At 72.3% G+C, this 26,862-nt stretch carries 20 protein-coding genes; 8 read left to right on the forward strand and 12 right to left on the reverse strand.

Going from position 1 to position 26,862, the window contains the following annotated elements; translation table 11 throughout:
• The first annotated feature begins 136 nt into the window (after nt 1-136).
• The 5 genes from J7F03_RS34315 (at nt 137) to J7F03_RS34335 (ending at nt 7,145) form a co-directional block, all read left to right on the forward strand.
• A complete protein-coding gene (locus J7F03_RS34315) occupies nt 137-2,257 on the forward strand; it encodes a hypothetical protein (RefSeq protein WP_214956497.1) in 2,121 nt (706 codons plus the stop codon).
• 83 nt (nt 2,258-2,340) lie between these two features.
• The gene (locus J7F03_RS34320) at nt 2,341-3,825 is read left to right on the forward strand and encodes a bifunctional cytidylyltransferase/SDR family oxidoreductase (protein ID WP_214956498.1); all 1,485 of its coding nucleotides are present in this window, start codon (nt 2,341-2,343) and stop codon (nt 3,823-3,825) included.
• Between the two features lie 14 nt (nt 3,826-3,839).
• The gene (locus J7F03_RS34325; protein ID WP_214956499.1) at nt 3,840-4,655 is read left to right on the forward strand and encodes a rhamnogalacturonan acetylesterase; all 816 of its coding nucleotides are present in this window, start codon (nt 3,840-3,842) and stop codon (nt 4,653-4,655) included.
• Nucleotides 4,652-5,473 carry a hypothetical protein gene (locus J7F03_RS34330; RefSeq protein ID WP_214956500.1) on the forward strand — a complete coding sequence of 274 codons (822 nt, stop codon included), beginning with the start codon at nt 4,652-4,654 and terminating at the stop codon, nt 5,471-5,473. The genes J7F03_RS34325 and J7F03_RS34330 overlap by 4 nt, the downstream gene beginning before the upstream one ends.
• Before the next feature lie 40 nt (nt 5,474-5,513).
• Entirely contained in the window at nt 5,514-7,145 is a 1,632-nt protein-coding gene (locus tag J7F03_RS34335) for a glycosyltransferase family 2 protein (protein ID WP_214956501.1), read from the forward strand.
• Between the two features lie 71 nt (nt 7,146-7,216).
• Here J7F03_RS34335 and J7F03_RS34340 read toward each other — a convergent pair whose 3' ends face one another.
• The 7 genes from J7F03_RS34340 to J7F03_RS34370 form a co-directional block, all read right to left on the reverse strand.
• A complete protein-coding gene (locus J7F03_RS34340; protein ID WP_214956502.1) occupies nt 7,217-8,275 on the reverse strand; it encodes a signaling protein in 1,059 nt (352 codons plus the stop codon).
• Between the two features lie 149 nt (nt 8,276-8,424).
• Nucleotides 8,425-10,554, reverse strand: a complete 2,130-nt coding sequence (locus J7F03_RS34345; RefSeq protein ID WP_214956503.1) for a 3-hydroxyacyl-CoA dehydrogenase NAD-binding domain-containing protein — start codon at nt 10,552-10,554, stop codon at nt 8,425-8,427.
• A complete protein-coding gene (locus J7F03_RS34350; RefSeq protein WP_112447308.1) occupies nt 10,551-11,777 on the reverse strand; it encodes an acetyl-CoA C-acyltransferase in 1,227 nt (408 codons plus the stop codon). Before J7F03_RS34350 ends, J7F03_RS34345 begins: the two co-directional genes overlap by 4 nt.
• 224 nt (nt 11,778-12,001) lie before the next feature.
• Entirely contained in the window at nt 12,002-12,769 is a 768-nt protein-coding gene (locus tag J7F03_RS34355) for a ferritin-like domain-containing protein (RefSeq protein ID WP_214956504.1), read from the reverse strand.
• Between the two features lie 120 nt (nt 12,770-12,889).
• Nucleotides 12,890-14,218 carry a ribonuclease D gene (locus J7F03_RS34360; protein ID WP_214956506.1) on the reverse strand — a complete coding sequence of 443 codons (1,329 nt, stop codon included), beginning with the start codon at nt 14,216-14,218 and terminating at the stop codon, nt 12,890-12,892.
• A gap of 133 nt (nt 14,219-14,351) precedes the next feature.
• On the reverse strand, nt 14,352-15,014 hold the full coding sequence (locus J7F03_RS34365; RefSeq protein WP_214956508.1) for a response regulator transcription factor: 663 nt from the start codon (nt 15,012-15,014) through the stop codon (nt 14,352-14,354).
• A 359-nt stretch (nt 15,015-15,373) separates the two neighbouring features.
• Complete coding sequence (locus J7F03_RS34370) at nt 15,374-16,036, reverse strand: DUF3000 domain-containing protein (protein ID WP_214956509.1); 663 nt, start codon at nt 16,034-16,036, stop codon at nt 15,374-15,376.
• Nucleotides 16,037-16,127: 91 nt separating this feature from the next.
• Here J7F03_RS34370 and hemE point away from each other — a divergent pair, with 91 nt between their 5' ends.
• The gene (hemE, locus tag J7F03_RS34375; RefSeq protein WP_214956510.1) at nt 16,128-17,192 is read left to right on the forward strand and encodes a uroporphyrinogen decarboxylase; all 1,065 of its coding nucleotides are present in this window, start codon (nt 16,128-16,130) and stop codon (nt 17,190-17,192) included.
• Between the two features lie 57 nt (nt 17,193-17,249).
• Here the strand turns inward: hemE and J7F03_RS34380 are convergent, their stop codons facing one another.
• Both J7F03_RS34380 and J7F03_RS34385 read right to left on the reverse strand, forming a co-directional pair.
• A complete protein-coding gene (locus J7F03_RS34380) occupies nt 17,250-18,656 on the reverse strand; it encodes an FAD-dependent oxidoreductase (RefSeq protein WP_214956511.1) in 1,407 nt (468 codons plus the stop codon).
• A 62-nt stretch (nt 18,657-18,718) separates the two neighbouring features.
• Nucleotides 18,719-19,777, reverse strand: a complete 1,059-nt coding sequence (locus J7F03_RS34385) for a DUF4349 domain-containing protein (RefSeq protein WP_214956512.1) — start codon at nt 19,775-19,777, stop codon at nt 18,719-18,721.
• Nucleotides 19,778-19,952: 175 nt separating this feature from the next.
• Between J7F03_RS34385 and hemG the strand changes: the two genes are divergently transcribed.
• Complete coding sequence (hemG, locus tag J7F03_RS34390) at nt 19,953-21,446, forward strand: protoporphyrinogen oxidase (protein WP_251072917.1); 1,494 nt, start codon at nt 19,953-19,955, stop codon at nt 21,444-21,446.
• A 4-nt stretch (nt 21,447-21,450) separates the two neighbouring features.
• Nucleotides 21,451-22,164, forward strand: a complete 714-nt coding sequence (hemQ, locus tag J7F03_RS34395; protein WP_214956513.1) for a hydrogen peroxide-dependent heme synthase — start codon at nt 21,451-21,453, stop codon at nt 22,162-22,164.
• A 105-nt stretch (nt 22,165-22,269) separates the two neighbouring features.
• On the opposite strand, the gene J7F03_RS34400 is transcribed toward hemQ, so the two are convergent.
• The 3 genes from J7F03_RS34400 to J7F03_RS34410 all read right to left on the reverse strand — a co-directional run bounded on the left by J7F03_RS34400 (nt 22,270) and on the right by J7F03_RS34410 (nt 26,693).
• Complete coding sequence (locus J7F03_RS34400; RefSeq protein WP_214956515.1) at nt 22,270-24,000, reverse strand: alpha/beta hydrolase; 1,731 nt, start codon at nt 23,998-24,000, stop codon at nt 22,270-22,272.
• A 315-nt stretch (nt 24,001-24,315) separates the two neighbouring features.
• Nucleotides 24,316-25,371, reverse strand: coding sequence for a TIGR04222 domain-containing membrane protein (locus J7F03_RS34405; protein ID WP_214956516.1), 1,056 nt, complete (start codon nt 25,369-25,371; stop codon nt 24,316-24,318).
• On the reverse strand, nt 25,368-26,693 hold the full coding sequence (locus J7F03_RS34410) for a DUF692 domain-containing protein (RefSeq protein WP_214956618.1): 1,326 nt from the start codon (nt 26,691-26,693) through the stop codon (nt 25,368-25,370). The genes J7F03_RS34405 and J7F03_RS34410 overlap by 4 nt, the downstream gene beginning before the upstream one ends.
• Nucleotides 26,694-26,862: the final 169 nt, after the last annotated feature.

Below are 26,862 nucleotides of genomic sequence, written 5' to 3' on the forward strand. Positions count from 1 at the left end.
GAGGGGTACGATCGCCACTCCAGGTAAAGGTCGGGTGAAGGCTTGATGCCGTCACGGGGAAGCCTTTCGAACGTCATCGCGACGTCCGGACCCGTTGGTTGATGCGGCCTCAGCCCCAGAGAGAAGAGGTCGAAGCGTGATTGCCGCGCTGATTCGCCATGCGGAGATCAGCAAGGACCGGAACGTTCTCGTTCTCCTCCTGCTGCTGGGCAGCTATCTGGGCATGCTCGTCGCAGCCGTGCTCGGTATGTTCTGGGTTTTCACCGCAGCGCTCGCAGGCAGTTACTTTTCGGACATCTATCTCCACAAGCACGAGCCGGACCTCGTCAAGTTCCTCGGCAAGCTCAAGTGGGGCCTCAGTATCCGCGTCATGGTGCGCGAACTGGCCGTCCTGGTCGTCCTGCGCGGTGTAACCGGCGTCGGCGGCGAGGAATTCATCGTCGTCTTCCTCGGCTTCGTCGCGGTACACGCGCTGCGTCTCGCCTACACGTTCCTGTGCATGTTCATCAAGCGCCGCCGAGCGCTGCCGGTCCGCGTGCGCAACCTGGACCTGAGCAAGCTCAGCATGCCGGAGCCGCCCCCGGAGCGCGCGTTCAAGAGCTACGAGCGCAAACTGCTGTACCTGGACACCGGTGTCATCATCGGCGCGCTCGTCACCGAGTACACGGCCGTCGTCGGCTTCAGCGTTCTCGGCGTCGCCCTCTCCGTCACCATCGCCGTGGTCGGCATGCTCATGCTGCTGCCCACCGTCAGCGCGTGCCGCAAGGTCCCGAGCCACGAGCGTACCTTCAAGATCCTCAACGAGCAGGTCGCCAAGTACCAGCCCGAGGTCGTCCTTTACTTCAGCTACGCGGCCGGAGCGCGCGACTCCGCGTACCAGGTCAACATGTGGCTGGATACCCTCGCGCGCCTCGGCCGCCGTCCGCTCATCGTGCTCCGCGAGGTCACCACGCTGCGCTTCCTCGCGTACACCCCGCTGCCGGTGGTCTGCATACCCAAGGCCGACGACCTCAGCCTGCTCGAACTTCCCGACGCGAGGGTGATCCTCTACCCCGCCAACGCGGGCAAGAACGTGCACATGCTGCGCATCGCCGAGGCCAAGCACGTCTTCATCGGACACGGCGACAGCGACAAGCTCGCCAGTTCCAACCGCGTCAGCAAGGTCTACGACGAGATATGGACCGCCGGCGAGGCCGGCGAGGACCGCTACCAGCGACTGCGCGGCACCATCCCTTCCTCGGCCGTCGTGCGCGTGGGCCGCCCGCAGCTCCACGCCGTCGAGACCGTCGGGCCGCGCCCGCCGGAGCACATGACCACCATCATGTACGCGCCCACCTGGGAAGGCTGGACGGCCGACCCCTACCACACCTCTCTCGTCCTGATGGGCGTGAAGATCATCCGGATGCTGCTGAACCAGGCCGACCCGGTCCGGATCATCTACAAGCCGCACCCGCTGACGGGCAAGCGCTCCGCCGAGGCCACGCGCGCCCACCGCAAGATCGTCGAGATGCTCGAGGCCGACAACGCCCGCCGCGACAAGCTCGCCGGCACCAACGCGGGCAAGTCCCTGGCCCGGGGCGACAAGAAGCTCTCCGAGCTCGAAGCGCGGATGGGCAAGCTCAAGGCCTGGACCGTCGTCGGCGTGTACGGCGTCTGGGACAAGGACCGTGCCGCCCTGGCCAAGCCGCCGAAGGAGGGCTGGGACGCCCTGCAGAGCGAGTGGCACGACACCTTCTGGCGGTCCCGCGGAGGCGACCGGCACCAGGTCGTCACCGGCCAGCTGCCCTCCCTGTACAGCTGCTACAACGAGTCCGACCTGATGATCAGCGACATCTCCAGCGTCGTGTCGGACTTCGTGCAGAGCGAGAAGCCGTACGCGGTCTCCAACCCCTCCGGCATGGACCCCGAGCTCTTCAAGCAGCTCAACCCGGCGGCGTCGGCGGCGTACATCCTCGGCCCGGCCTGCGACGAACTGCTCCAGTGCGTGGACGCCGCCGACATGGCGGGCGGTGACCGGCTCGCCGACCACCGCGCGATCCTCAAGCGCTACCTGCTCGGCGACGGGGACTCGATGGTCCGCTTCAACGACGCGGTCAACGCGCTCTTCGCACAGGGCATCACGGAGTTCCCGTCCGGAGAGATCGCGGAACCGATCCTGGCGAACCCGTTCACCCGGGGCCGCACCGTGATGCACGACGAGACCATGCCGATCCGAGTGATCAGACAACAGCCGCACTCCATGCAGCAGTACTTCTGAGCCCCACGCTCCGAGCCGCCGCCCGGCTCCCGCCGGCTCCGCCGGCAACCCGTACACCCCCGTTCAATCCTCAAGGAGTCGACTTGTCCCGCAACGCCCGTACCATCGCCGTGGTTCTCGCCGGCGGTACCGGTCAAAGGGTCGGTCTCGCCATCCCCAAGCAGCTCGTCAAGATCGCCGGCCGGACGATCCTCGAGCACACGCTCACGATCTTCCAGGACAACGGCTCGGTCGACGAGATCCTCGTCGTCATGCACGCCGACTACGTCGAGGAGGTCGAGCGCATCGTCGCGGCGGCGGGCCTCGACAAGGTGACCGGGGTCATCGCGGGCGGCTCCACGCGCAACGAGACGACCTGCCGGGCCATCGACGCCGTCGCCTCCACGCTGGCCGAGGGCGATCCGGACCCCAAGCTCCTCTTCCACGACGCGGTCCGCCCGCTGCTCTCGCAGCGCGTCATCGACGACTGCGTGGTGGCCCTGGAGAGGTACGAGGCCGTGGACGTGGCCATCCCGTCCGCCGACACCATCATCGTCACCCGCACCCACGGCGACGACGGCGAGTTCATCACCGAGATCCCGGACCGCTCCCGGCTGCGCCGCGGCCAGACGCCCCAGGGCTTCCTGCTGTCGACGATCCGCCGCGCCTACTCCGTGGCCGCCGGCGACCCGAACTTCGAAGCCACCGACGACTGCTCCGTCGTCCTGCGCTACCTGCCCGACGTACCGATCCACGTGGTCGAGGGCGAAGAGCACAACATGAAGGTGACCCACCCGGTCGACATCTTCATCGCCGACAAGTTCTTCCAGCTCGCCCACCAGGCCGCCCCCGCGCACGGCGACGACGAGACCTACCGCGCCGCGCTGGCCGGCAAGAGCCTCGTCGTCTTCGGCGCCAGCTACGGCATAGGCGCCGACGTCGCCGACTTCGCCGAGTCCTACGGCGCCACCGTCTTCCGCTTCAGCCGCTCCGGCACGGGCACCTACGTCGAGGACCCCACCCACGTGGAGAAGGCCCTGGCCGAGGCCTACGACAGCGCCGGACGGATCGACTACGTCGTCAACACCGCGGGCGTGCTGCGCACCGGCAAGCTCGCCGAGACCGACCACGAGACCATCGAGACGGCGACCCTCGTCAACTACCTCGCGCCGGTCCACATCGCCCGCGCCAGCCACCAGTACCTCGCCAAGACCGGCGGCCAGCTGCTCCTGTACACCTCCAGCAGCTACACCCGCGGCCGTGCCGGCTACAGCCTCTACTCCTCCGCCAAGGCCGCCACGGTCAACCTGACCCAGGCGCTGGCCGACGAGTGGGCCGCCGACGGCATCCGCGTCAACTGCGTCAACCCCGAGCGGACCCGCACCCCGATGCGCACCAAGGCGTTCGGCCAGGAGCCCGCGGACTCGCTGCTGACCTCCGAGTCCGTCGCCCGCACCTCGGTCGACGTCCTCATCTCGCAGTTCACCGGGCACGTGATCGACGTACGCCGGCTGGACCCCTTCAAGACGGTGGCGGTGCCCGAGGGCGACCTCGCGGACGCCTTCGCGAAGTCCGAAGACGAGATCTGAGTGCGATGACGGCGATGTACGGGCAGGACGGCCCGCGCAGGCGGATGTTCGTGACGGGCGACTCCACGGTCGTGACGCGCTCGGTGGACTTCCTCCCGATGGCGGGCTGGGGGCAGACGCTGGGTCTGTTCCTCACCCCGGACCTGGAGATAGTCAACTGCGCGCGGGCCCGGGCCAGTTCGAAGAGCTTCTACGAACGCGGCCGGTTCCAGTGGATCCTCGACCGGGTCAGCCCGGGCGACTACGTCCTGGTCTGCTTCGGGGCCGTGGACTGGGAGCCGGAGAAGGGCCTGCACACCGAGCCCTTCGAGGAATACCAGGAGTACCTGCGCCAGATGGTGAACCTGGCCCGTCAGGCGCAGGCCCACCCGATCCTCGTACTCACCCACGAGCGGCGTAAATACGACAAGAGCAGCAACCTGCTCCGCTTCCTCACGACCTACCCCATGGCCATGCGAGAGGTCGCGGAGGAGACGTCCACTCCGCTGATCGACCTCTACGCCCAGAGCCTGGAGTGGTGGGACGAGCTGGGCCGGGACGCGACCCGGGAGCTGTTCGCCTACCTCAAGCCCCACGAGAACCCCGTCGCCAACCTCAAGGGCCACGACGACACCCACATGCGTGCCGACGGAGCGGTCGAGAGCGCCCGGTTCGTCGCCCGGGCACTGCGCGACCAGGGCCTGGTCCCCGGCCACTGGGTGCGGGGACTCGACCGGCAGGAGTTCACCACCGAGGAGATCGGCTGGCTGGACGCCGACACGGCCAACCGCCTGACCAAGGAGCGGGTGGCACCGGTGCCCGAGGCGGCGCGGATCGGAGTGGAGAGATGACGTACCTGCTGACCGTGGTCCGGATCCACGAGCCGGGCGTACCGGACAACACGGCACGTGTCGTGCTGCAGAGCGAGGCGCATCCGCGTACCTCCGTGGCGCCCGGCCAGACCGTCGGCCTCGCGCTGACCGTGCAGGCCGGCCCCGCCGCCCGGCACGCCTACGGCTACCTCGCCGAGGACTCCATCGCCGAGGCCGCGGACGTGGTCGCCGTCTCGGGCGCCGAGTACTCGGCCACGCAGCGCTGGTACCGGGTACGCGCCCAGGCCGGTACCGCCGAGACCGCCGTACTGACCCTGCGCGTGCGCCCCGGGACGACCGCGCCCGTGCTGCGGCCCGAGATCGGCGCCGCGATCCCCGGCCAGGACCCGCGCCAGCTGCTGCGCGCCGACCCGCTCGCCCACGAGGGGGTACGGATCCGGGGCCTGTTCGCCCCCGGCCGCACCCTGAACATCCCCCCGCACCAGGCGCACGTCCCCGCGCTGATCGAGGTCCGCCACGGACTGCCGCAGGGCACGGTGCTGATCGGGCACAGCCAGCCGTCGGCCGGCATGGTGAGCGTCACCAGGGAAGGCGCGCTCGCCTTCCAGGCCGCGCCCGGGGCGATGGGCTACGACCACTTCCTGTACACGGTGCGATCGCCCTCGGGCGAACAGGCCGAAGGCCGGGTCGTCGTCTACATCGGTGACCTCTCCGCCACCCCCGGCCTGCTGACCCCGCCCGGGTTCAACGGCGTCGGCACGACGGGCCACCTGCCCTGGACCCAGTCGAAGGTCCACGGACCGCTGCCCTGGCCCGCGGCTTCGCTCGCCGGCTGACCGCCGGGCCCCGTACCACCCCCGTACGCAACGAAGTCTGGTGACCAGTGCCGTGAACGCCGCCCCCTCCCTCCACCCCAAGGAACAGCCCGACGTCAGTGTCATCGTCGACGCGCTGAACTCCGTGAACCAGGTCGGTGCCTGCCTCGACTCGGTGCTGGCCCAGTGCGAGGACGGACTGCGCGTCGAGGTGCTCGCCTTCGACCGCGGATCCGAGGACGGCACCCGGGAGACCCTGCGGCAATGGGCCGCCCAGCACCCCGCGCTGGTGCGCTTCGCCGCGCTTGCGCCGTCCGATTCCCCCGCCGAGGGCCGCAACTTCGGCATCGAGCAGTCCACCGGCCGCCACCTGTTCTTCCTCGGCGGCACCGACCAGCTCGCGCCGGGCGCCCTCAAGCGGATGGTGCGCAGTGCCGACGAGGACGACGCGGACGTGGTGCTCGGCAAGGTGGAGGGCCTCGACGGACAGAAGGTCGGCTCCTCCATGTTCGTCCGCGACTCCGCCGACGCCGACCTCTACACCTCGCGCGTGTACTGGTCGCTGAGCGCCGACAAGCTGTTCCGCCGCACCCTCGTGGAGCGCTGTTTCCTGCGCTTCCCCGCCGACTGGCGGCTCGGCGAGGACCAGGTCTTCACCGCCCTCGCCTACCTCTACGCCGACCGGGTCGCCGTCGTCGCCGACATGGTCTGCGTCAAGCAGGCCAAGCGGGTCGCCGGGGTCAACACGTCCCGGTACGCCGGCTCGCTCGCCGAGCGGATGGCACTCACCCGGCAGCTGATCGCCATGGTCGCCGAACGCGTCCCACCGGGCCCTGCCCGCGACCACCTGATGGCCCGCCACTTCGAGGTCGAACTCGCCAAGGCCACCGGGGCCGCCTACCGTGCCTGCGAAGACCCCGAGTCGCGCTGGCGCGCGATGTCCGAATGCCGTGACCTGCTGGAGGCGTACGCCACCCCCGCGGTGTTCCTGAAGCTGCCCCGCCCGCTCTCGGTCCGCCTGGAACTGATCAGGCAGGGCCGGTTCGCCGAGGCCGAGCGGCTGATCTCCTTCGAACTCGACAGGGAGAAGGCCGAGCTCCTCATCGAGGGGGGCCGGGTCTTCCGCAGGTTCCCCTTCTTCCGCGACCCCGAGGTCGGCCTGCCCGACGAGTTCTTCGAGATCACCCACACCTTGCGGGCCAAGCACCGGCTGAACAGGCTCAGCTGGAGCGGCACGACGCTCAATGTCGGGGGCCACGGATACATCGAGCAGCTCCCCACCCGGGCGCCGGGCCTCAAGGTGGTCCTGCGCGAGCGCAGGACCGGGGCCGAGCACCGCTTCCGCGTGTACAGCACCCCCTCACCGAAGCTGAACGCCGCCACCAAGATGGAGCGCGGAGGGGCGGGCTTCGAGGCGCGCCTCGACCTCTCCGGGGCCGACGGCTACCACCCCATCACCCCCGGCCTGTGGGACATGTACCTCTACGTCTGCTACCAGGGGGTGGGCAAGGAGGTCCGGTTCGGCGGCGTGCGCGCCGCGGCCGTCCTGGACCAGACCCGCCAGGGCATCGTCGTCGCTCCGCTCGACGCGACGGGCCTGGAGACGGTGGCGCACCTGTACGCCACGAAGGCCGGCAACCTGACCGTCGAGGTCTCCTCCCGCCGCCCGCTGCCGACCGGCGACGGCCGGTAGGAGGCCGGCCACATGTGACCGTGCGGGCGCCGGCGCGAGCCCCGGTGGGCCTTGCCGGTCACGGCGCCAGGTCACACCTGGCGGAACGCGTGCACCGTGAGCGTCCGGTCGCCGGACTCGCCCACGGCGAAGCCCGCGCACAGCCGGGGCTGGTCGGTCACCTGGACCGCGAGGCCCTCGGGCTCCCGGTGCGCGAGCCCGCTCGCGGCGTACACCCGCGCCCGGCCGGCCGTCTCCCCGGTCCTCAGGTCTATCGCGCTCAGCCGCGTGTTGCCTTTGGAGGAGGGCGGGTTGCGGCCGTCCTCGTCGGTGTACGCGGTACCGGCCAGCTGGTAGACGTGGTCGCCGAAGAGGGTGCAGCCCTGGAAGGTCTCCGAGGCCTTGCGGCCCACCTGCCGCACCGCGTGCAGCTCCTGGTACCGCCCGGCCACGAACTCGTCCCTGCGGTAGACGGAGTACCACTGCTGGGCGGGCTTGCCCGTGGTCCAGTAGGACACCATGACCCGGTCGCCCACCAGGTCGAGGACGGGCTGGTTCGCGACGGACCCGGGGGAGGGGCGGTGGTGCCGGACCGAGGGGTCGTCGCTGTCGAGGGTGGTGCCCGCCTTGAACGGCACCCGGGCCACGGCCCGGCCGTAGCCCGTCTTGGGGTCGGCATCCGACTCGGTCCACAGCCACACACCGGACCGGGTCGGTTCGACCCCGATCGACACGCCGTGCCCGAAGCCGCGCAGGTACATGTACTCCGTCTTGCCGTTGCCGCTCACGGGGACCCGGGTGACGCACAGGTCCCCGTTGACGGAGCGCTCGGCGCTCGTCAACTGGTCGGGCTCGTCGTCCAGCCACAGCCCGCCCTGGACGATCTGTACCGCGTACAGGTCGCCGCGGGTGTCGTCGAAGGCGAAGGACTGCACCACGGTGGTGTTCATGAGCGCGGTGGGGGCCAGCAACTGCTGGTCGGTGCTCGTGTCGAAGACACCCACCACGGGCGTGGAGGGGGGCTCAGGACCGAGGTCCTGCTCGCGGGAGGCCCCGGACAGCCGGCCGGTGAGCAGGCCACCGGCCAGGGCGACGCCGGCGGCGCCACCACCGATGAGCATGGTCCGGCGCGAGATGTTGAGCTGAGCCACCGAACGCTTCCCGCCTTGTTCTTCTCACCGCGAGGCCGTACACAAAATGAACATTCTTTGACGAACATTCTTTCACGAAAGAACGACTGCCCGTCCGTGGAGGTTCCACGGACGGGCAGTCGGATGCGCCGTGACGAGGCGCCGGAGTATCAGGCGGGAATGCTCGCCAGGCCCGGGGCCAGGAACTTCTTCCCGTTCACCCGCTCGGAGACGCCCTCGCGGTCCAGGTACGGCGTGACGCCGCCCAGGTGGAAGGGCCAGCCGGCGCCCGTGATGAGGCAGAGGTCGATGTCCTGGGCCTCGGCCACGACACCCTCCTCCAGCATCAGGCCGATCTCCTGCGCCACCGCGTCCAGGACGCGGTCGCGGACCTGCTCCTCGGTCAGGACGACATCGCCCTGGACGAGAAGGGCGGCGACCTCGGGGTCCAGCTCCGGCTTGCCGGAGTCGTACTTGTAGAAGCCGCGCTTGCCGGCCTTGACGACGGCAGCCAGGTTCGGCGAGACGGTGAAGCGCTCCGGGAAGGCGCGGTTCAGGGTCTCGGACACGTGCAGGCCGATCGCCGGGCCGACGAGTTCCAGCAGCACCAGCGGGGACATCGGCAGGCCGAGCGGCTCGATGGCCTTCTCGGCGGTGACCACCGGGGTGCCCTCGTCGATGACGTTCTGGATCTCGCCCATGAAGCGGGTCAGGATGCGGTTCACGACGAACGCCGGGGCGTCCTTGGTGAGGACCGCGGTCTTCTTCAGCTTCCGCGCGACACCGAAGGCCGTGGCCAGCGAGGCGTCGTCGGTCTGCTCACCGCGGACGATCTCCAGCAGCGGGAGGATCGCGACCGGGTTGAAGAAGTGGAAGCCGACCACGCGCTCCGGGTGCTGGAGCTTGGAGGCCATCTCGGAGACCGACAGCGAGGAGGTGTTGGTGGCGAGGATCGCGTGCGCCGGGGCGACCGCCTCGACCTCCGCGAACACCTTCTGCTTGACGGACATCTCCTCGAACACGGCCTCGATGATGAAGTCCGCGTCCGCGAAGCCCTCGGCCTTGTCCAGGACACCCGTCACCAGGGCGGTCAGGCGGTTGGCCTTGTCCTGGTTGATGCGGCCCTTGCCGAGCAGCTTCTGGATCTCGGCGTGGACGTAGCCCACACCCTTGTCCACGCGCTCCTGGTCGATGTCGGTGAGGACCACCGGCACCTCCAGGCGGCGCAGGAACAGCAGCGCCAGCTGCGAGGCCATCAGGCCCGCGCCGACGACGCCGACCTTGGTGACCGGGCGCGCCAGGGACTTGTCCGGGGCGCCGGCGGGGCGCTTGGCACGCTTCTGCACCAGGTTGAAGGCGTAGATGCCGGAGCGCAGTTCGCCGCCCATGATGAGGTCGGCCAGGGCCGTGTCCTCGGCGTCGAAGCCCTTCTGCAGGTCGCCGTCCTTGGCCGCCTCGATGATCTCCAGCGCGCGGTAGGCGGCCGGGGCCGCGCCGTGCACCTTGGAGTCCGCGATGAAGCGGCCGCGGGCGACCGCCGCGTCCCAGGCCTCGCCGCGGTCGACCTCGGCGCGTACGACCTCGGTCTCGCCCTTCAGCACGCGGGCGGTCCACAGGAGCGACTGCTCCAGGAAGTCCGCACCCTCGAACAGCGCGTCGGCGATGCCGAGTTCGAAGACCTGCTTGCCCTTGAGCTGGCGGTTCTGGTTCAGCGAGTTCTCGATGATCACCGAGACCGCGCGGTCCGCGCCGATCAGGTTCGGCAGCAGGGCGCAGCCGCCCCAGCCGGGAACCAGGCCGAGGAAGACCTCGGGCAGGGAGAAGGCCGGGATGGCCTTGGAGACGGTGCGGTAGGTGCAGTGCAGACCGACCTCGACACCGCCGCCCATCGCCGCGCCGTTGTAGTAGGCGAAGGTGGGGACCGCCAGCGCCGCGAGGCGCTTGAAGACGTCGTGGCCGCCCTTGCCGATGGCGAGCGCCTCGTCGTGCTTCTTCAGCAGCTCGACGCCCTTGAGGTCGGCGCCGACCGCGAAGATGAACGGCTTGCCGGTCAGGCCCGCACCGACGATGGAGCCCGCGATGGCCTCCTGCTCGACCTGGTCGATCGCCGCGTTCAGGTTGGCGAGGGACTGCGGGCCGAAGGTGGTCGGCTTGGTGTGGTCCAGGCCGTTGTCCAGCGTGATGAGCGCGAAGCGCCCGGCGCCGAAGGGCAGGTCCAGGTGGCGGACGAGCGCGCGCGTGACGACCTCGTCCGGGAACAGCTCGGCCGCGCCCTTCAGGAGTTCAGTGGTGGTGCTCACTTGCTGTCTCCCTCGGCGGTGAAGTTCGGGTTCTCCCAGACGACCGTGGCGCCCATGCCGAAGCCGACGCACATGGTGGTCAGGCCGTAGCGGACCTCCGGCTGCTCCTCGAACTGGCGGGCCAGCTGAGTCATCAGGCGGACGCCGGAGGAGGCCAGCGGGTGGCCGAAGGCGATGGCCCCGCCGTACTGGTTGACGCGGGCGTCGTCGTCGGCGATGCCGTAGTGCTCCAGGAACGCGAGGACCTGGACCGCGAAGGCCTCGTTGACCTCGAAGAGGCCTATGTCGTCGATCGTCAGACCGGCCTGCGCGAGGGCCTTCTCGGTGGCCGGGATCGGGCCGTAGCCCATGACCTCCGGCTCGACACCCGCGAAGGAGTACGAGACCAGGCGCATCTTGACCGGGAGGTTGTTCTCCCGGGCGAAGTCCTCGGACGCGATGATCGCGGCGGTGGCACCGTCGTTGAGACCGGCGGCGTTGCCCGCGGTGACGTTGCCGTGGACCCGGAACGGGGTCTTGAGGCCCGCCAGGTTCTCCAGGGTGGTCCCCGGACGCATCGGCTCGTCGGCGGTGACCAGGCCCCAGCCCGTCTCGCCCGCCGCCTCGTTGTTGTTGCGCACCGAGATCGGCACCAGGTCCTGCTGGATCTTGCCGTCGGCGTACGCCTTGGCGGCCTTCTCCTGCGAGCGCACGGCGTACTCGTCGGCGCGGAGCTTGGTGATCGTCGGGTACCGGTCGTGCAGGTTCTCGGCGGTCATGCCCATGAACAGGGCGGACTCGTCGACCAGTTTCTCGGAGACGAAGCGCGGGTTCGGGTCGACGCCCTCGCCCATGGGGTGGCGGCCCATGTGCTCGACACCGCCGGCGAGGGCGACGTCGTACGCACCGAAGGCCACGCCGCCCGCGACGGCGGTCACGGCGGTGAGCGCGCCGGCGCACATGCGGTCGATGGAGTACCCGGGGACGGACTGCGGGAGCCCGGCGAGGATTCCGGCCGTGCGGCCGAGGGTCAGACCCTGGTCACCGATCTGCGTGGTGGCGGCGATGGCCACCTCGTCGATCTTCGCGGGGTCCAGGTCCGGGTTGCGGCGCAGCAGCTCCCGGATCGCCTTGACGACGAGATCGTCGGCGCGGGTCTCGTTGTAGATGCCCTTCGGGCCCGCCTTGCCGAACGGGGTGCGGACGCCGTCGACGAAGACGACGTCCCTGACGGTACGAGGCACGTTGGCTCTCCTCCAGGTGCGGGTGTGCACTGCTGCGCGGGGGCGTGCCCATTACTGAGCGCCCGCTCACCTCTCCATGCTACTTGCCGGTAACCGGCATGCACAGCCCCCCCGGGAGGAGCGGCGAAGGTCACACTCCGCCGCCCCCGGGGTGACGGGCCCGGGCGCCCCCGGGAAACGGCGCGAAGGCGGGTACGGCCCGGATCCGTTGCCCCCGGATCTCACTAGCCGCGCAGGGCCCGTCGGCTCGACCGGGGTGTGGCGGTGGTGGCGGGCGGGGCGGCGCTCATGGCGGCCGCCATGGGGGACGAGGCGCGGACCGTGTCCCCCACGAAGGCGCGGCGGCGGACGCCCAGGGTGCGCAGGGCCGGGCCGTGGTCCACGGCGACCATCGCGGCCGCGCCGGCGAGCAGGGCCCGCCACGCCAGGGCCGCCGCCCGGCGAGCGGGGGCGGGCAGGGGTCCCAGCGCCTCGCGCAGGCGCAGGCAGTGGAAGGGGACGTGGCGCTCCTCGTCGGCCAGGATCCGGCGCGCGACCTCCGAGGCCAGCGGATCGGCGGCCCCGTCCCGCACCGCCTGGTAGTACCGCAGGGCCACCGCCTCCGCGACCATCAGCACCAGCAGTTCCACCCGCAGTCCCAGCAGCCTGCGCAGCCCGACGAAAGCGGTATCGCTCCAGTGGCGGGCCAGGGTCCCCGCGCCCCCGGCGTCCAGCAGGAGCGCCAGCAGTCGTACGTGGTTCTGCTCCTCCGCCACGAAGAGCCGTACCGCCCGCGCGTACACCGGATCACCCGCCCGGTCGGCCTTGCCGATCAGCGCGGAGCCGTCCCCGTCCTCCCCGACCTGGAACCGCTGCAGGCTGCGGACCAGCTCGGCCGGGAGTGCGGCGCCCCCGCTCCAGTCCGGATCGCCACGCTCCGCCCGCCGCTCGCGCTCGGCCTCGAAGTCGGCCACCCACTCCTCGTAACCCCACCCATGTTTGATCACGTTCAAAAGTTACTGGTCTTTGAGCGCGTTCAAAAGAGGCACGGGGTGGCCGTAGCGGAACCGGGACACGGCAGAGCCCCCCGGCCGTAGGGGGCCGGGGGGCTCTGCCGCGAAACGCGCGGCGCGTCAGTCGGTCGTGGGCTCGGGCTCGGGTTCGGGTTCGGGTTCGGGCTCGGGCGGGGTCGTGGCCAGCGCCGCGACCAGCGCCGCCGACACCTGTTCGATCTGCCACGGGCGGGCCCCGTAGCCGGCCAGGGCCTCGGCCACCGCGTCGGCCTCCAACCGCTGCGGCGGCTCCCAGCACAGCCGGCGGACCGTGTCGGGGGCGATCAGGTTCTCCTGGGGCAGGTTCAGCCCCTCCGCCAGCGCCGACACCGCCGTCCGGGCCGCCGCCAGGCGCGCCGCCGCCTCCGGGTCCTTGTCCGCCCAGGAACGCGGCGGCGGCGGACCGGCCGGGGTCGCCCCCGGCTGCGGCAGCTCGCTCTCGGGCAGGGCCTTCGCCCGCTCCACGGCGGCCATCCACTGGTCCAGCTGGCGCCGGCCCATGCGCTGCCCGTAGCCGGGCAGGGCGGAGAGGGCCTGCGCGTTCAGCGGCATGGCGAGCGCGGCCTCGACGATCGCGGCGTCACCCAGCACCTTGCCCGGCGACACGTCACGTCGCTGCGCGATCCGGTCGCGGGACTCCCACAGCTCCCGCACGACGGCCATCTGCCGGCGCCGGCGCACCTTGTGCATGCCGGACGTACGGCGCCACGGGTCCTTGCGGGGCGGCGCGGGCGGGGCGGCGGCGATGGCGTCGAACTCCTGATGGGCCCATTCCAGCTTGCCCTGCCGGTCCAGCTCCTTCTCCAGCGCGTCGCGCAGGTCCACGAGCAGCTCCACGTCGAGCGCGGCGTAGCGCAGCCACGGCTCGGGGAGCGGCCGGGTGGACCAGTCGACGGCGGAGTGGCCCTTCTCCAGCACGTAGCCGAGGACGCCCTCGACCATCGCGCCCAGTCCGACCCGGGGGAACCCGGCGAGGCGTCCGGCGAGCTCGGTGTCGAAGAGGGAGGTGGGCGTCATGCCTATTTCGCGCAGGCACGGAAGGTCCTGAGTGGCGGCGTGCAGGATCCACTCGGTGCCGGACAGGGCCTCGCCCAGCGAGGAGAGGTCGGGGCAGCCCACCGGGTCGATCAGCGCGGAGCCCGCGCCCTCGCGGCGCAGCTGCACGAGGTAGGCGCGCTGCCCGTAGCGGTAGCCGGAGGCGCGCTCGGCGTCCACGGCGACGGGCCCGGTGCCCGCGGCGAAGGCCGCGACCACTTCGGCGAGCGCGTCGGCGTCGGCGACCACCGGAGGGATGCCCTCACGGGGTTCGATCAAGGGGACGGGCAGCCCGTCGGACGAAACCTCGTCGTCCGGGGGGCCGCCCCCGGTGGTGGTGCGCAGGCCTGCTGCGGTTTCTTGGGCGTCGGTCACCGCTCAAGGGTATCCGTGGATACGACGCGCCCGTCGCCGGAACGTTCCGGCGACGGGCGCGAAGGGGAAGGTCGGACGTTTCCCCGGGTTCCCCGGTTGTCGGCCCGGGGTCTACCGGGCGGTATCGGCGGGGTCAGTGGATGATCCCGGTGCGCAGGGCGACGGCGACCATCCCGGCCCGGTCGCCGGTGCCCAGCTTGCGGGCGATCCGTGCGAGGTGGGACTTGACGGTCAGGGCGGACAGGCCCATCGAGACTCCGATGGCCTTGTTGGACTGGCCCTCCGCGACGAGGCGCAGGACCTCGACCTCGCGGCCGGAGAGCTCTCGGTAGCCGCCCGGGTGGCTCGGGGCACCCGGGGGGCGGCGGTGCATACGGGCCGCGGCGGCGCCGATGGGGGCGGCGCCGGGCCGGGACGGGAGCCCGATGTTGGTCCGGGTGCCGGTGACGACGTAGCCCTTCACTCCGCCCGCGAGGGCGTTGCGTACGGCGCCGATGTCGTCGGCGGCGGACAGGGCCAGGCCGTTCGGCCAACCGGCGGCGCGGGTCTCGGAGAGCAGGGTGAGACCGGAACCGTCGGGCAGGTGTACGTCGGCCACGCAGATGTCGCGCGGGCTGCCGATGCGTGGACGGGCCTCCGCGATGGACGACGCCTCGATCACGTCGCGTACTCCGAGGGCCCACAAATGGCGGGTCACGGTGGAACGCACGCGCGGGTCGGCCACGACGACCATGGCCGTCGGCTTGTTCGGGCGGTAGGCGACCAGGCTTGCGGGCTGCTCGAGAAGAACGGACACCTAGGCCTCCTGGGGGGAGTGGCGGGACGGCCGGCTCGGGGAAGGAAGCCGGTGCGAACCGTACGGATGGTCACTGACTCCTTCGGCACGTCACCCGCCCGGCTTTAGGGAATGATCACGATTTGGTGAGTAACAATTCGGGCAATTCGGACGCACGATCGATCATAGGGTGATCAGAAGCCCGCAAGGGACGCCCCGTTCCGACACCCCACCAGGTGTTTCAGCGCCTGTTCAGGGGTGTCCGGAGGCCGTCCGGCCGCTCCGCGGCCCTTCTGCGGGGCCCGGGCCCGCAGGGCCCCGTCCGGCGCGTTCACGGCCGGACAGGGCTGGTGGGAGGCCGCGCGGCGGCCTCCGTCGTGCTATCCCTGCGGATGGTGCGGACCGCGCCGCTGGGGCAGCGAGACCACACCCGTCACCGTCTCCGTCGGCCCGACCGGAGGCAGCCCCGCGATCTGGCACAGCAGTTCGCACCACGCCGCCAGGTGTGCGGAGGTGTCCGGCACCCCGCCCGCCCCCTCGCGCGGCGTCCACGAAGCCCTGATCTCGATCTGCGTCGCCGGCCGCCGCTCGCCGAGCCCGCCGAAGTAGTGCGAGGCGGCCATGGTCACGGTCCCGCTCGCCTCCCCGTACGTCAGCCCGCGCGCGTCCAGCGCCCCCGTCAGCCAGGACCAGCACACCTCCGGGAGGAGCGGGTCCACGGCCATTTCCGGCTCCAGTTCCGCCCGTACAAGCGTCACCAGCCGGAAGGTGCCCTGCCAGGCGTCGTGCCCGGCCGGGTCGTGCAGGAGGATGAGCCGGCCGTCGGCCAGGTCCTCCTCCCCGTCCACGACCGCGGCCTCCAGCGCGTAGGCGTGCGGTGCCAGTCTCTGTGGCGGCTTGGTGGGGTCGATCTCGATCCCCTGCCGCAGCCTCGCCTTCTTCAAGCCGTCGACCGCCCGCCGGAACGGGAGCGGGACGGAGCTCTCCTTCGCGCTGTCCGTACCGTCAGCGCCATCTGAAAATCGTCCCTGAGCCGCAGCCATGCGGGGAACACTAGGCGGAACGAGCGCCCGTCCGGCGCAGGGACACCCGCGCCGGGCCGGGCACTTCTTCATACGTGCGAAGATTTGAGTCGTGAGCGCCAACACCCGCCCCACGGGCACGCCGAGCCAGACGTACGATTCCGCCTTCCTCAAGGCGTGCAGGCGCGAGCCGGTGCCGCACACCCCGGTGTGGTTCATGCGGCAGGCGGGTCGCTCCCTTCCCGAGTACCGCAAGCTGCGCGAGGGCACGCAGATGCTGGAATCCTGCATGCGGCCCGACCTGGTCACCGAGATCACGCTGCAGCCCGTCCGGCGCCACGACGTGGACGCGGCGATCTTCTTCTCCGACATCGTGGTCCCGCTGAAGGCCATCGGCGTCGACCTGGACATCAAGCCGGGCATCGGCCCGGTCGTCGCCCAGCCGATCCGCCGCCGCGAGGACCTCGCACAGTTGCGCGACCTCACCCCGGAGGACGTCTCTTACGTCACCGAGGCGATCGGCATGCTCACGGGTGAACTGGGCTCCACGCCGTTGATCGGTTTCGCCGGTGCGCCTTTCACCCTCGCGAGCTACCTCGTCGAGGGCGGCCCGTCCAAGAACCACGAGCACACCAAGGCCCTCATGTACGGGGACCCCGAGCTGTGGGCCGACCTGCTGGACCGTCTCGCCGAGATCACCTCGGCCTTCCTCAAGGTCCAGATCGAGGCGGGCGCCTCCGCGGTGCAGCTCTTCGACTCCTGGGTCGGCGCGCTCGCCCCGGCCGACTACCGCCGCTCGGTGATGCCGGCGTCGGCGAAGGTCCTGGAGTCCGTCGCCTCGTACGGAGTCCCGCGCATCCACTTCGGCGTGGGCACGGGCGAGCTCCTCGGCCTCATGGGCGAGGCCGGCGCGGACGTCATGGGCGTCGACTACCGGGTCCCGCTGAACGAAGCCGTGCACCGGGTCGGCCCCGGCAAGGCGCTCCAGGGCAATCTGGACCCGGCGGTGCTCTTCTCCACGGAGGAGGCCGTGCGGTCGAAGACGGACGAGGTCCTCGCCGCGGCGGCCGGCCTGGAGGGCCACATCTTCAACCTGGGTCACGGCGTCCTCCCGACGACGAACCCGGACGCACTGACCCGCCTGGTGGACTACGTCCACACGCAGACGGCGGTCTAGCCGCAGGTCCGGCGGGGCTGGGACTGCCCTCCGGGCAGTCCCAGCCCCGCCCGCTCCCTACACCCCCGCCGCCCGCACCGCGGTCGCCGCCTTGCGGGCCGCCACCAGGATCGGGTCCCACACGGGAGAGAACGGCGGCGCGTAGCCGAGGTCCAGCGAGACGACCTGGTCCACCGTCATACCGGCCGTCAAGGCCACCGCCGCCACGTCCACCCGCTTCGCGGAGCCCGCGCCCCCGACGATCTGGACACCCAGCAGCCGCCCCGTCCGCCGCTCCGCCAGCATCTTCACCGTCATCCCGGCCGCCCCCGGGTAGTACCCCGCCGTGTTCGTCGAGTGGATCGTGGCCGTCACGAACCGCAGGCCCGCCTCCAGCGCGTCCCGCTCCCGGAGCCCCGTACGCGCGATCTCCAGGTCGCAGACCTTGCTCACGGCCGTACCCACCACGCCGGGGAACGTCGCGTAGCCGCCGCCCACGCCCGTGCCGATGACCTGGCCGTGCTTGTTGGCGTGCGTGCCCAGCGGGATGTGCCGCATGCGGCCCGCCACCAGGTCCCAGACCTCCACGCAGTCGCCGCCCGACCAGACGTTCTCGTGCCCGCGCACCCGCATCGACAGATCCGTCAGCAGGCCGCCCGACTCGCCCAGCGGCAGGCCCGCCGCGCGCGCCAGCGCCGTGCGCGGCTCCACGCCGATACCGAGGACGACAACGTCCGCCGGGTACCGGTCCCCCGCCGCCGTGGCGACCGCGTACGCCCGGCCCTCCTCGTCGTGCGGGATCTCCGTCACCTCGGCGCCGGCGACCGTACGGATCCCCATGCCGTTCATCGCGCGGTGCACCAGGGCGCCCATGTCCGGGTCCAGCGTGTTCATGGGCTGCTCGCCCCGGTGCAGCACGGTGACCTCGAAACCCCGCCCGACCAGCGCCTCCGCCATCTCGACGCCGATGTAGCCCGCGCCGACGACGACGGCCCGGCGGCCCCGCGTCCGCTCCGGGCCCTCTCCACGGTCCAAGGCGGTCATCAGGCGCTGCCCGTCGTCCAGCGTCTGCACCCCGTGCACCCCGTGCGCGCCGATGCCGGGCAGCCGCGGGCGGACCGGGCGGGCGCCGGTGGCGAGGACGAGCTTGTCGTAGCCCGTCCAGGACTCCTCGCCCGATTCGAGGTCCCGGGCGCGCACCCGCTGACCTTCGAGGTCCAGTTCCACGACCTCCGTCCGCATCCGCAGGTCGATGTCCCGCGCGCGGTGCTCGTCGGGCGTCCGGGCGATCAGCTCGTCCCGGCCGCCGACCAAACCGCCGATCCAGTACGGGATCCCGCAAGCGGAGTACGAGGTGAAGTGCCCGCGCTCGAAGGCGGTGATCTCCAGCTCCGCCGGCCCCTTGAGCCGGCGGGCCTGTGACGCGGCGGACATGCCCGCCGCGTCACCGCCGACCACCACCAGCCGTTCCCTGGGACCCGCCATCGCCCGTACCGTCCTTCCCCGCCGCCGACGCTGCGGGGCCCACGCTACGTGCGGACGGGTGTTCAGTCCCGGACGTCCGCGCGGGGGCTCGCCGGATCCGCGGGCTCCGCCGGATCCGTCGCGTGACCGGCCGGGGGAGTCTTGCGCAGTGGGCCGGTCCGCGCCGCGACCCGCTGCGCGGGCAGGCCCGTCTTCGGCTTCGCCGGCCGCCACTTGCGGTACCACCGGAAGCCGGCCAGCAGCGCCGCGCCCGTCAACAGGAAGGGCGAGGCCGCGGCGAGCGCCATCAGCAGGAACTTCACCAGTCCCGCGAAGACGTTCCAGCCGCCGGCCAGGGCGTCCAGGAAGCCCGGCTCCGCCTTCTTCGGCTCGGTCTTCTTCTCCGCCGGCTTGGCCGGCTCCGAGAACGTCAGCGTGATCGTGCCGAGCGAAGTCTGGTCCTTCAGCGCCGTCTGCTGCGCGAGCAGCGACTCCAGATCGGACTGGCGCTTGCCGAGCTCGGACTCCAGCGTGACCACGTCGCCCAGCCCCGAGGCCTTCTCCATCATCTCGCGCACCCGCGCCACGCTCGCCTGCTGCGACTTGACCCGGCTGTCGACGTCCGCGACCTTCTGCGTCACGTCCTGCGCCTCGACCTTGCGGTCGAGCAGTTTCCCGCTGCCCTCCATCGCGGCCAGCACTCCGTCGAAGCGCTCGCCCGGCACCCGCAGGGTCACGGTCGAGGTCATCGCCCCGTCGGAGCCGCGCTTGGTGGTCTCGTTGCCCACGTACCCGCCCGCGTTCTCCGCCGCCGTCCGGGCCCCGGCCGTCGCCTTCTGGGCGTCCGCCGTCTCCACGCCCAGCGTCGCCGTGCGGATGATCTGCGCGCGTACGGGGGCCTGCGACTGGTTCTTGTCGGAGGGCGGCGCCGGTGCGCCCGACGCGGCCGGGGCCGCCGCCGCGCCCTTCCCGGCGGCCTCCTGCTGCCGGGGACCCGCCGCGTCCGCCGCCCCCTGCGCCGCCTTGTCGTCGCCCCCGGCGGAGCAGCCGGTGAGCGCGAGCGCCCCCGCCAGTGAGAGCGCGGCCAGGGCCGTCGCCGTGCGACGTCCGAACCGTCCGGACCGTCTGTGCTGGGTGTGCATCGCCTGGTACCCCCGAGGAATCGCCGGATGCGCGGATGGACCGCCGCGCTGCTGTCGACGCTCTGACGTCCAGGGTCCCGCCGCGGGTTTCGTACGCGCGGTCCCGAGGTGATCCCGAAGCGGTCACGGTCAGGCCTCGGTGATCGCCCGGTGAGCGGTCTGAGACGATGTGTCCATGCACGAAGCGGACATGCGTACGGACCGGCCGGCCCCCGCCGGTCACGTCGTCGTCATCGGCGGCGGTATCGCGGGGCTCGCGGCCGCCCACCGGCTGCTCGCCGACGGCGTCCGCGTCACGCTCCTGGAGGCCGGACCGCGCCTCGGCGGCAAGCTGTTCGCCGGCGAGCTGGCCGGCCTGCGCGTGGACCTCGGCGCCGAATCCGTGCTCGCCCGCCGTCCCGAAGCCCTCGAACTGGCCCGGGCCGTGGGCCTCGGCGACGCCCTGCAGCCGCCCGCCACCGCAACCGCCCACCTGTGGACCCGAGGCGAGCTGCGGCCGATGCCGCGCGGCCACGTCATGGGCGTCCCCGGCGACCTGGGCCCGCTCGCCGCCTCCGGAGTGCTCTCCGCCGAGGGCCTGGCCCGGATCGGGGCCGAAGCCGCGCTGGCGCCCGCCGAGATCGGCGAGGACGTGGCCGTCGGCGAGTACGTCGCCGCCCGCCTCGGCCACGAGGTCGTCGACCGGCTCGTGGAGCCGCTGCTCGGCGGGGTCTACGCCGGCAACGCCTACCGCATCTCGATGCGGGCCGCCGTCCCCCAGCTCTTCGAGGCCGCCCGTACGCACGCCTCACTGGGCGAGGGCGTACGGGAACTGCAGCGCCGGGCGGCCGCGGCGGCGCAGGCCGGTCCCGTCTTCTCCGGCATCGACGGCGGCATCGGGCGGCTCCCGCTCGCCGTCGCAGAGGCCTGCAGGGCGGCCGGAGCCCGCCTCCTCACGGACACCCCCGCGCGCGAGCTGGCCCGTACCGCCACCGGCTGGCGCGTGGTCGCAGGCACCCCGGAGGGCGCCGAGCTCATCGAGGCCGACGGCGTGGTCCTGGCCACCCCGGCTGGCGTGACCGCCCGGCTGCTGGACGGGCTCGCGCCCGCGGCGGCCGCGGAGCTGCGCGGGGTCGAGTACGCCTCCATGGCCCTGGTCACGATGGCCTTCCGGCGCTGCGACCTGCCGGCCGCGATCACCGAGGGCGGCGCGAGCGGCTTCCTCGTACCGCCCGTGGACGGCCGGACGATCAAGGCGTCGACCTTCTCCAGCAACAAGTGGGCCTGGTCCGGGGCCGATCCGGAGCTCTTCCTGCTGCGCACCTCCGTCGGCCGGCACGGCGACGAGGGCGATCTGGGCCGCTCCGACGAGGAGCTCGTCGACGTCTCCCGCGCCGACCTCGGCCAGGCCGTGGGCCTCGCCGCGGCCGCCCGCCCGGTCGCCTCCACCGTCACGCGCTGGGACGGCGGCCTGCCCCAGTACCCCGTCGGCCACCTCGACCGGGTGGCCCGGATCCGCGCCGCGGTGGCGGCCCTCCCGGGCCTCGCGGTGTGCGGCGCGCTGTACGACGGGGTCGGGATCCCGGCCTGCATCGCGAGCGCCGGCAAGGCCGCGGACGTGGTGATCGCCACGTTGGGGACCGGTGGGGCACCCCTGGCACCGACCACTGATCAGCACACGGGACAATAGACACATGACTGCACCAGAGAAGATTCCCAACGCGGGGAAGAAGGCGAAGGACCTCAACGAGGTCATTCGCTACACCCTGTGGTCCGTCTTCAAGCTGAAGGACGTCCTGCCCGAGAACCGCGCCGGTTTCGCCGACGAGGTCCAGGAGCTGTTCGACCAGCTGGCCGCCAAGGACATCACCGTCCGCGGCACCTATGACGTCTCCGGCCTGCGCGCCGACGCGGACATCATGATCTGGTGGCACGCGGAGACCTCCGACGAGCTGCAGAGCGCCTACAACCTGTTCCGCCGCACCAAGCTGGGCCGCGCGCTGGAGCCGGTCTGGTCGAACATGGCCCTGCACCGCCCGGCCGAGTTCAACAAGTCCCACATCCCGGCCTTCCTGGCCGACGAGACGCCGCGCGACTACGTCAGCGTCTACCCCTTCGTGCGCAGCTACGACTGGTACCTGCTGCCCGACGAGGACCGCCGCCGCATGCTCAAGGACCACGGCATGATGGCCCGCGGCTACCCCGACGTGCGCGCCAACACCGTCGCCTCCTTCTCGCTCGGCGACTACGAATGGCTGCTCGCCTTCGAGGCCGACGAGCTGTACCGCATCGTCGACCTCATGCGTCTTCTGCGCGCCTCCGAGGCCCGCATGCACGTCCGCGAAGAGGTGCCCTTCTACACCGGGCGCCGCAAGTCCGTCGCCGATCTGGTGGCCGGACTCGCCTGAGACCTCCCCTGGGGGGAAGGAACCGGAGGACCGCTGACCGCGGCCTCCGGTGGATCGGGAGGCCCTGCCCCCGAATCGACGCAGCCGGAGATCCCGCCCGGAAGTTCAGACGACTGGCGGCAGCAGTGCCCGGGGGTGCCCCTGGGCCGTCGCTGCCCGGTCGTCCAGCGACACCGGTGCGGGCTCCGGATGCGGCGCACAGGTGGCATGCCGGCCCGCGGTGTCACCCGTCAGCAAGTACCGCTCCACGTGGGCGTCCACGCAGTCGTTGCGTCCGCCGACCACCCCGTGGGTGCCGGCCCCCTCCTCCGTCACCAGCCCCGCCCCCGGTCCCAGCCGCCGCTGGAGCTCCAGCGCGCCCGGATACGGGGTCGCGCCGTCCCGCTCGGCCGCGACGATCAGCGTGCCGGCGAGCGCGTCGGCCGCCCCCCGGCCCACGTCCACCGGCCGCTGCCGCTCGCGCACCGGCCAGAAGGCGCAGGGCAGGTTCAGGAAGGCGTTGGTCCAGGTCTCGAAGGGGGCCGTGCGGGCCAGTTCGGTGTTGTCGCGGTCCCATGTCTCCCATTCACCGGGCCACGGCGCGTCGTTGCACAGGGTCGCCGTGTAGACGGCCGTCGCGTTCTCGCCTTCGGCGGCCGCCGCCGGATCCGGGGCGGCGATCTCGACGAGCGGCCCCGGATCGCCGCGCAGGAAGGCCGCCAGCGCGGCCGCCCGGTCCGGCCAGACCTCGTCGTAGTACGCGGCCCGCAGGTACGCGGAGTGCAGCTGCCCGGTGCCGACCACCCCGCCCGCCGGTTCGCGGGCGAGCGCGGCCCGGACCCGGTCGTAGGCCGCCTGGACGGCGCCGGGGGTGTCGCCGAGCCCGTACACGCCGTGGTGGCGGGCCGCCCAGGCGCGGAAGTCGGCCCAGCGGCGCTCGAAGCCGGGCGCCTGGGCGAGGTTGTCGCGGTACCAGACGTGCCGGGGATCGGGATCGACGGCCGAGTCGAAGACCATCCGGCGGACGCGGCCCGGGTAGAGCGTGGCGTAGACCGCGCCCAGGTAGGTGCCGTACGAGGCCCCCATGAAGCTCAGCTTCGGCTCGCCGAGCGCTGCGCGCAGCACGTGGAGGTCGCGGACGTTGTTCAGGGTCGTGTAGGAGCCGAGTCCGGCTCCGGACCGCCGCGCGCAGCCCCGGGCGTACTCCCGGGCGGCGGCGACGCGCCGTTCCTTGTACGCCGGGTCCGGCTCGGCGGGCGGGGCCTGGGAGGGGGCGGCGGCGTACTGCGCCGGTTCCTGGCAGGACAGCGGGGGTCCGGAGCGGCCGACCCCGCGCGGGGCGTAGCCGACGAGGTCGTAGGCGGCGGCGACGCGCCGCCACTCGGGCAGGCCGGCGACGAGCGGGAAGAACATCCCGTTCCCGCCGGGCCCGCCGGGGTTGTACACGAGCGCCCCCTGGCGCGCGGCCCCGCCGGCTCCGGTGGCGGCGACCCGGCTGACGGTGATCCCGATCTGCGCCCCGTCGGGCCGCGCGTAGTCGAGCGGTACTCGCAGCGTGGCGCACCGCACGTCCGGATCGAGCCCCTCGACGGCCGCGCAGGGCCCGAAGTCCAGGCCGTGCCCCGCGATCCGGCTGCCCGGGACCGCCTTGGCGGCGGCCGCCGCGCGCCGGGCGACGAGCTCGGCCCCGGCGGCCTCGGCGGCGGCCCCGGCGACCCCGGGGCCGGCCGCCGGGACGGCGGGCAGGGTCCGTGTGGCGGGCAGGGCTTGGGCGGGGGGCGGGACGGGTAGTGCCGGCAGGGAGGCGGTCAGCGCGAGGACCAGGGTGGCGCGGCGCGCGCGGCTCGTCCTGCGCATGACGGGTCCTCATCTCATCGGATGGTCCGATGAGATCCGGCTGGCGGCCTTCTGTACAGGATCACCGGCCGGTGTCGCGCTCGATGCCCCCGTTGCCGAGGAATCCGCCCCCGCCTGCCGTAAGGGCCGCCCGCACCTCGGGGTCCTCGACCGCGCGCGGCCCCCGCAGGGCCACCGGACGCGATCAGCGCACCTGCCCAGGCCAAGAGCAGGAACAGGACCCGGAACATGCCCGATTTCTACAAGGTGGGGAAGCCCGGGCGCATAGGGGTCTGCCGAGGTACGAGCAGCTCGTGACGGGCCCGTGATGGGGGGTCAGGAGCTGCTGCTGCAGCTGGAACCGGACGAACTGCTGCAACTCGAACTGCTGGAGCAGCTCGAACTGCTGCTCCCGCAGCTGCTGCCGGAGGACCCGCAGCTCGAACCCGAGGAGCCGCAGCTCGACCCCGAGGACCCGCAGCTCGAACCCGATCCGCAGCCCGACCCGCCGGATCCGCCCGAGCCGCCGCCGTCGGATCCCGCGCACCAGACGACCGGGATCAACTCGGCCCCGGACCCCCAAGCGGCCTCCGAGCCGCCGGCACCCGCATGGGACTGGGCCGCGGCCAGCCGGGTACCGCGGGCCGCCGGCACCAGCTGCTCGCGCAGGTACGGGTCCCGCAGCCCGGCCAGCCCGAACAGCGAGGTCCGGACGTACGGGCTCTGGTCGGCCCGGTAGTGGGTGCGGATGTCGCGCAGCGCGGACATACCCGCCGGAGTGATCCGCTGCCGGGCGCGGGCGGCACCGGCGATGCCCATGACGATTCCGCCCAGCAGAACGGGAAACACCTCGACGACGAACGGCACCCGGACGGAGCCGTCTGCGAGCGCGAAGGCGATGAAGGAGAGCGGGATCGACAGCACCAGCGCCACCCCGCACACCACCGCCTGGACCACCCCCCAGCGCAGCCAGCCGCGCCGGCTGCCGGGCGCGGCGATCAGCCCGCGGGCCGCCAGCGCGTCCCCGGTCTCCTGGACGGCCGGATCCCGCATGGCGGCGTAGCGGATCTGGTAGAGCCAGCCCGACGGCGCACCCTGGTGGGCTTGGAGGACGGCCCGCTCGGCGGGATCCGTCGCCCGCACCCCGGGCCGCAGCTGGACGATGCCCGGTCCGCCGACCACCATGCGGCCGTCGCAGAGCAGGGCGACGAGCGCGGCGTCCACCACGGCGCCGGGCCCGCCCGCCATGAAGGCGGCCTCGGACAGGTCGTGCAGCCGGGGAGCGGGACCGAGGGTGGAGGGCTGCGAGCGCCGCAGACCGCGCATGAAGCGGACGGTGGAGACGATGACGCCGATCCAGACGGCGACGGCGAGGAAGTCGAAGAAGGTCATGCCGCTCTCCCCGCCAGCGCACGGGCCCAGCGCACGATGCGGCGCGGCGGCCGCGCCCCGGCCCGGTCCTGCCACCAGAGCGTGAGCCGGCGGCGGGCGGCGGGATCGGCGGGCAGGTCCCGGATCAGCAGGTGCTCCGCGAAGTCCAGCGCGTCGCGCCGGTACCCCGAGGCCATGGGCCGGTGCCGGGCATAGCCGAGGAAGGCCTTGCGGTACGGCTCCTCCCCGCCCAGGATCGCGGGCAGTTCGGGGGCCAGCCGGGCCACGACCCCGGCCCGCTTGGCCGCGAGCGCCCGGGCCTGCACCCGTACGCGCTGCCGGTCGAACCCCTCGGGCACGGGCGTCCCGGCGACCAGCGCCGACAGCAGCGCGGCCTGCGCGATGCCGACCCGCGTCCGTGCCTTCTCCATCCCGCCGGCACTTTCAGCCCGCCCGGCGTGTGAGGACCGGGTCCGGGTGGAGCCCGGGGAAGGGAGGGAGGACGGGTCGGGGACGAGCCCCGCAGGGGCGCCCAGAACCCCCCGGATCGCCGTCAGCTCACCGGCCAGCTCCGCCTCCGGCGGGAAGTCGTCGTCCCGCTCCAGCAGTACCCCCGGTGGCTCCACCCGGGCCCGGAGCTCCGCAAGGACGTCCAGCACCACTCCCGGGACGGGGTGCGCGTGCGTGTCGTGCCACACCCCGTCCCGCTCCACGCCTCCGGCGACGTGCACGTACGCCAGCGCCTCCAGCGGGATCCCGTCCAGTACGGCCGCCGGGTCCTCCCCCCGGTTCACCCGGTTGGTGTGCAGGTTGGCCACGTCGATCAGCAGCCGCACGCCCGTCCGCTCCACCAGCTCCGTCAGGAACTGTCCCTCCGTGAGCTCCTCCCCGGGCCACGACAGCAGCGCGGCGATGTTCTCCAGCGCGAGCGGCACGGGCAGGGCGTCCTGCGCGATCCGCACGTTCTCGCAGAGCACGTCCAGCGCGTCCCGCGTCCGCGCCACGGGCAGCAGGTGCCCGGCCTCGAGCGCCGGCGCCGCCCCCAGCGCGGAGGTCCGTACGAAGGCGATGTGCTCGGTGACGATCGGCGCCCCCAGCGCCACCGCCCGCTCGGCGAGCGCGGCCAGCTTCGCAGGGTCCGGCCGCTCCGCGCCGCCGAGTCCCAGCGAGACCCCGTGCGGCACGACGCGGACCTCCCGGTCGAGCAGCCGCAGCAGCGATTCCGGCAGGTGGCCGGGGCAGATGTTCTCGGCCACCACCTCGACCCAGTCCAGCCCCGGCAGGCCCTCCACCGCTTCCGCGATCTCCGGCCGCCAGCCGATGCCCACCCCCAGGTGTGCCATGGGCTTCATGTCCCCTCGCCCCCGCTCGTCGTCCGTGTGTCGATGTCATGGCCCCGCCGGAGTCGAGCCAACCGCCGAGAGGGACGTTCAGAGCAACATTTGAGGTTCCCGGACGCCGGAGGCAGCCGAGGGCGGCGAAGGCTGGGGACGGTCGGGCCGGCGCGCCGGG

Source organism: Streptomyces sp. ISL-43 (assembly GCF_018614195.1).
Lineage (GTDB): Bacteria > Actinomycetota > Actinomycetes > Streptomycetales > Streptomycetaceae > Streptomyces.